4 protein-coding genes are annotated in these 4031 nt (G+C 71.0%); 1 reads left to right on the top strand and 3 read right to left on the bottom strand.

Annotated elements, in window-relative coordinates; all coding sequences use genetic code 11:
* From IY392_RS12800 to IY392_RS12790, 3 genes are all read right to left on the bottom strand, one after another.
* Positions 1–910: tripartite tricarboxylate transporter permease (locus IY392_RS12800; RefSeq protein WP_194861422.1), on the bottom strand; the 910-nt coding region annotated here is incomplete at its 3' end.
* A complete protein-coding gene (locus tag IY392_RS12795) occupies positions 898–1566 on the bottom strand; it encodes a tripartite tricarboxylate transporter TctB family protein (protein ID WP_194861421.1) in 669 nt (222 codons plus the stop codon). The genes IY392_RS12800 and IY392_RS12795, both read right to left, overlap by 13 nt.
* Entirely contained in the window at positions 1563–2540 is a 978-nt protein-coding gene (locus IY392_RS12790; protein WP_182613082.1) for a tripartite tricarboxylate transporter substrate binding protein, read from the bottom strand. The genes IY392_RS12795 and IY392_RS12790 overlap by 4 nt, the downstream gene beginning before the upstream one ends.
* A 128-nt stretch (positions 2541–2668) precedes the next feature.
* Between IY392_RS12790 and IY392_RS12785 the strand changes: the two genes are divergently transcribed.
* Positions 2669–3919, top strand: a complete 1251-nt coding sequence (locus IY392_RS12785) for an ATP-binding protein (RefSeq protein ID WP_095717645.1) — start codon at positions 2669–2671, stop codon at positions 3917–3919.
* Positions 3920–4031 lie beyond the last annotated feature (112 nt).

Raw genomic sequence — 4031 nt, 5'->3', positions numbered from 1 at the left:
GGAGCGCGCCGCGGGTGCCGAAGTCGGGGTCGTGCCGCCGCGCGGCCAGGGCCTTCTCGGTGCCGTAGGCGAGGAACGTCGGGACCTCGGACCCGCCGACCGGGATCGTGCCGAAGGGCAGGCCGAACGCGGTGCCCCGGAGGAACGCCGGCCAGATTCTGCGCATCTCCTTGCGGGTCGGGAACGGGGAGCCCTCGGTGGCCACCGGACCGCCGACGGTCGCCTCACGGCGGATCCGCGACGCCTGGTGCAGGACCTCGCCGAGGGCCAGCAGTCCCACGGTGATCACGATGATCGAGATGCCCTCGAACAGTGACGGGGTGTCCAGGGTGAAGCGCTGGGTGCCGGTCATCGAGTCGGTGCCGACCAGGGCGAGCGCGAGCCCCAGCCCGAGCGCGGCCAGTCCCCTCACGACGGACTCGGCGACGACGGCCGAGATGGCGACGAAGGCGAACACCGCGAGGGCGAAGTACTCGGGTGACGAGAACGCCCGGGCGAGGACGATCAGGTAGGGGGAGAACATCACGACGCACGCGCACGCGATCATGCCGCCGGTGAAGGCGCCGATCGCCGAGATCCCCAGGGCCTTGGCCGCCCGGCCGCTCATGGCCATCCGGTGCCCTTCGAACGTCGTGGCTATGGCCGACGAGTTGCCGGGTGTGTTGAGCAGGATCCCGGAGGTCGAGTCACCGAACAGTCCGCCGAAGTAGATGCTGGCGAACATGATGAAGGCGCCGGTCGGGTCGAGCGTGAAGGTGACCGGCAGGAGCAGGGCGACCGCCATCGCGGAGCCGAGTCCCGGAAGGACGCCGACCGCGGTGCCGAGGAGGGCACCGATCAGCAGGAGGGTGAGGTTCATCGGGGTGAGCACCCCGGCCATGCCGTCACCCAGCAGGCTCAGTTGCTCCACGGCACGACTCCTTCCAGGATTCCGGCGGGCAGGCCCAGGCCGAGCCCGGCCGAGAAGGCGATCTGGATGACGGAGGCGAAGATCACCGAGACCGCGATGTCGAAGACCGGTCGCCGGCTCCCCAGTGCGCGGCTGACGATCCAGAACAGCGCGCTGGCGGTGATCAACCAGCCGACGGGCTTCAGGAGGATCGCGAACCCGACGAGGCCGGCGATCACGATCCCGGTGGTGCGGTAGTCGACGGGCACGTAGTCCGGGCCGCCGGTGGCCGCGGGCGCGGTGGTGGTGGGAGGGTCGACGGGATCGTCGATCGCGGCCAGGTCCTCGAGCATGTCGGTGGACAGCTGGCCCATCGTCGAGGTGGCCGCGGTGTGCCGGGGGGTGCGGATGACGTTGATCGCCAGCAGTCCGCCGGTCAGGATCAGGAAGCCCGCCACCAGGCCGGGGAAGAACCGCGGCCCGGGTGCTCCCACTCCCTCGGGGACGTCCATGGTGATGGTCTGCACGATCATGAACGCGGCGATCGCGAGGACGCCCGCGGCGAACCCGAGCTCGGTCCGCTGACGCCACCAGCGGCGACGGTCCGTGGGCGGGGCGGCCGGGGCCGACGGGGCCGTCGTGCCCCCCGCGCTCGCCTGGTCGGATAAGAGTGTCATTGTCCCAACTCCCTGATGATGTCTTCGGTCGTGGCGATCTCCGCGTCGAGGAACCGGGCGAACTCGTCACCTGCCATGAACTCGTCGGTCCAGTTGTTGCGCTCGAGGGTGTCGCGCCATTCCCCGGTCTCGCGCATCTCCGCGATGATCGCGATGAGCTCGTCCCTGACCTCGTCAGGGATGCCGGGTGGGGCGACCAGCCCGCGCCAGTTCGACATGGACACGTCCACGCCCTGCTCGATGAAGGTCGGGGTGGACAGCTCCGCGACCGGGGTCGCCGACGACACCCCGAGCGCGCGGAGCTCGCCCGCCTCGATCTGGGCGTCGAAGTCGTTGGCACCGGAGATCGCGCCGACCGCGGATCCGCTGATCATCGACCTCACGACCTCGCCGCCCCCGGAGTAGGCGATGTAGTTGATGTGGGCCGGGTCGATCCCGGCGGCCTCGGCGAGCATGCCCGTGAGCAGATGGTCGATGCTCCCGAGCGATCCGCCCGCGATCGCCATCCCCGGATGCTCCCGCCACGCCGCCAGGAACTCCTCGAGCGTCTGATACGGGGAGTCCGCGGGGACCACCAGCACGTTGTAGTCGTCGGCCAGCCGGGCGATCGGCGTCGTGTCCTCGAGCGTGGCGTCGGAATCCTGCAGGATCACCCCGCCCACCATCACGCCGCCGGTGACCAGCAGCGAATCGGTGCGTCCGGCGAGCTGGACGAACTGCGTCAGCCCGATGGTGCCGGCCGCGCCCGGGACGTTTCGGACCCGGACGGCGTTGACGATCCCGTTGGTCATGAGGGCCTGCTGGGCTTCCCTGCCGAACGTGTCCCATCCGCCGCCGGGGGCGGCCGGTGCGATGATGGCCAGTTGGGTCCGGGGATTGTCACCGCCTCCGGAGCGGCTGGCGTCGGTCGCCGCGGCCGTGGTGAGCCCGACAGCGAGTACCGCGGTCAGGATGCGGGCAAGGGGGTGTCGCATCAACGGTCCTTCCAGATGTCCGGTGGCGTGAGTGCCACCGGGGTATGGGCTGAGCATGGATCGGCGACGTGTGATGTGGGGCACAACTAGTCTTTGTGCTCATTGATGCTCACGAGGAGAGGAGCGGGGTGGCGCGATACTCGGAGTGGCTGCTCGAGCGGCGGTTCCGCCTCGTCGTGGTGGTGGTGATCCAGTTCGCGGTGGTGGTGACCTGCGTGGGACTGACGGCCTATGCCGCCGCCCGGGTCCAGGAGCGGCAGGTTCGCGAGGCCATGACCGAGCGGGTCCTCGCGGTCGCGCGCAGCCTCGCGGAGCTCGACCAGGTGCGGGACGCCATCGGGAGCGGGGACGCGGAGCAGGAGCTGCAACCGCTGACCGAGCTGATCCAGCAGGCGTCCGGGGTCGACTACGTGGTGATCAGCGACGCGCGAGGGATCCGGATCACCCACCCTGTGCCCGCGGAACGCGGCCGGCCGGTCTCGACCGACCCGTCGGACGTGCTGGCGGGGGCCACCTTCGTCGGCACCGAGGAGGGGACCCTCGGTCCGACACTGCGCGCCAAGGTCCCGGTGTACCGCGGCGGGCTCGTCGTGGGTGCGGCATCGGTGGGGGTCCTGGAGTCGGAGATCGCCGCCGACCTGCGGTCCAGTCTCACGGCGATGGCACCCTGGGTGCTGCTGGCGATGGTGGTCGGGCTGACCGGGGCCGCCGGCGTCTCCGCGGCGATCGGCGCCCGGGTCCGCAGGCTGGAGGCGGAGAACGCCGAACTGGGAGAGCAGCGACGGCTGTCCAGGGCGCTCCGCGAGCAGACCCATGAGTTCCGGACCCGGATCCACGCGGTGTACGGGCTCGTCGAGAGCGGTGAGTCCGACGCGGCGCTCGAGTATCTGGCGGAGCTCGCCCCGGTCACCGGCGCGGATACCCGCGACGGGGGTGTCGAGGACCCGCGCCTGCGCGCGGTGCTGGGGGAGATGGCCGCGGAGTACCGGTCGCGGGGAGGCCGGCTGGAGATCGACCCCCTGACCTCGACGAGTGCAGGTGAGCTCGGGGCGGACGACGTCTCGCTGATCGCGAATCTGGTGATCAACGCCGTCGAGGCGGCGGGTCCCGGGGGCCACGTCCACGTTCTGGTGCTGGCCGACGAGGTGGGCACCGAGGTCGCCGTGGGTGACGACGGGCCGGGGTTGGACCCGGAGGCGCTGCCGATGATGATGGAGCACGGGTACTCCACCAAGGCCCCGGGTGGGGAGCATGCGACGCGCGGCGTCGGCCTGGCGGTGGTCTGGCAGATCGTGCGGGATCGTGACGGTGAGATCGAGGTGGGCAGATCCCCGGCCGGCGGGGCGCTGGTGACCGTGCGGCTGCGGAGGAGACGATGACGGGCGAGGGACAGGGCAGCCGCGCCATCCGCACCCTGATCGTCGACGACGATCCCGTGGCGCGGCGCCTGCACAGTCGCTACGTGGAGGGCGTCGCGGGCTTCAGCGTGGC

The organism is Dietzia sp. SYD-A1, assembly GCF_015356725.1.
GTDB lineage: Bacteria > Actinomycetota > Actinomycetes > Mycobacteriales > Mycobacteriaceae > Dietzia.
This window is presented reverse-complemented; position numbering and strand designations above follow the sequence as displayed.

Excerpts from the sequence above, each read along its gene's own strand:
- IY392_RS12790 (WP_182613082.1), bottom strand. The coding sequence starts at position 2,540 with ATGCGACACCCCCTTGCCCGCATCCTGACCGCGGTACTCGCTGTCGGG.
- IY392_RS12795 (WP_194861421.1), bottom strand. The coding sequence starts at position 1,566 with ATGACACTCTTATCCGACCAGGCGAGCGCGGGGGGCACGACGGCCCCG.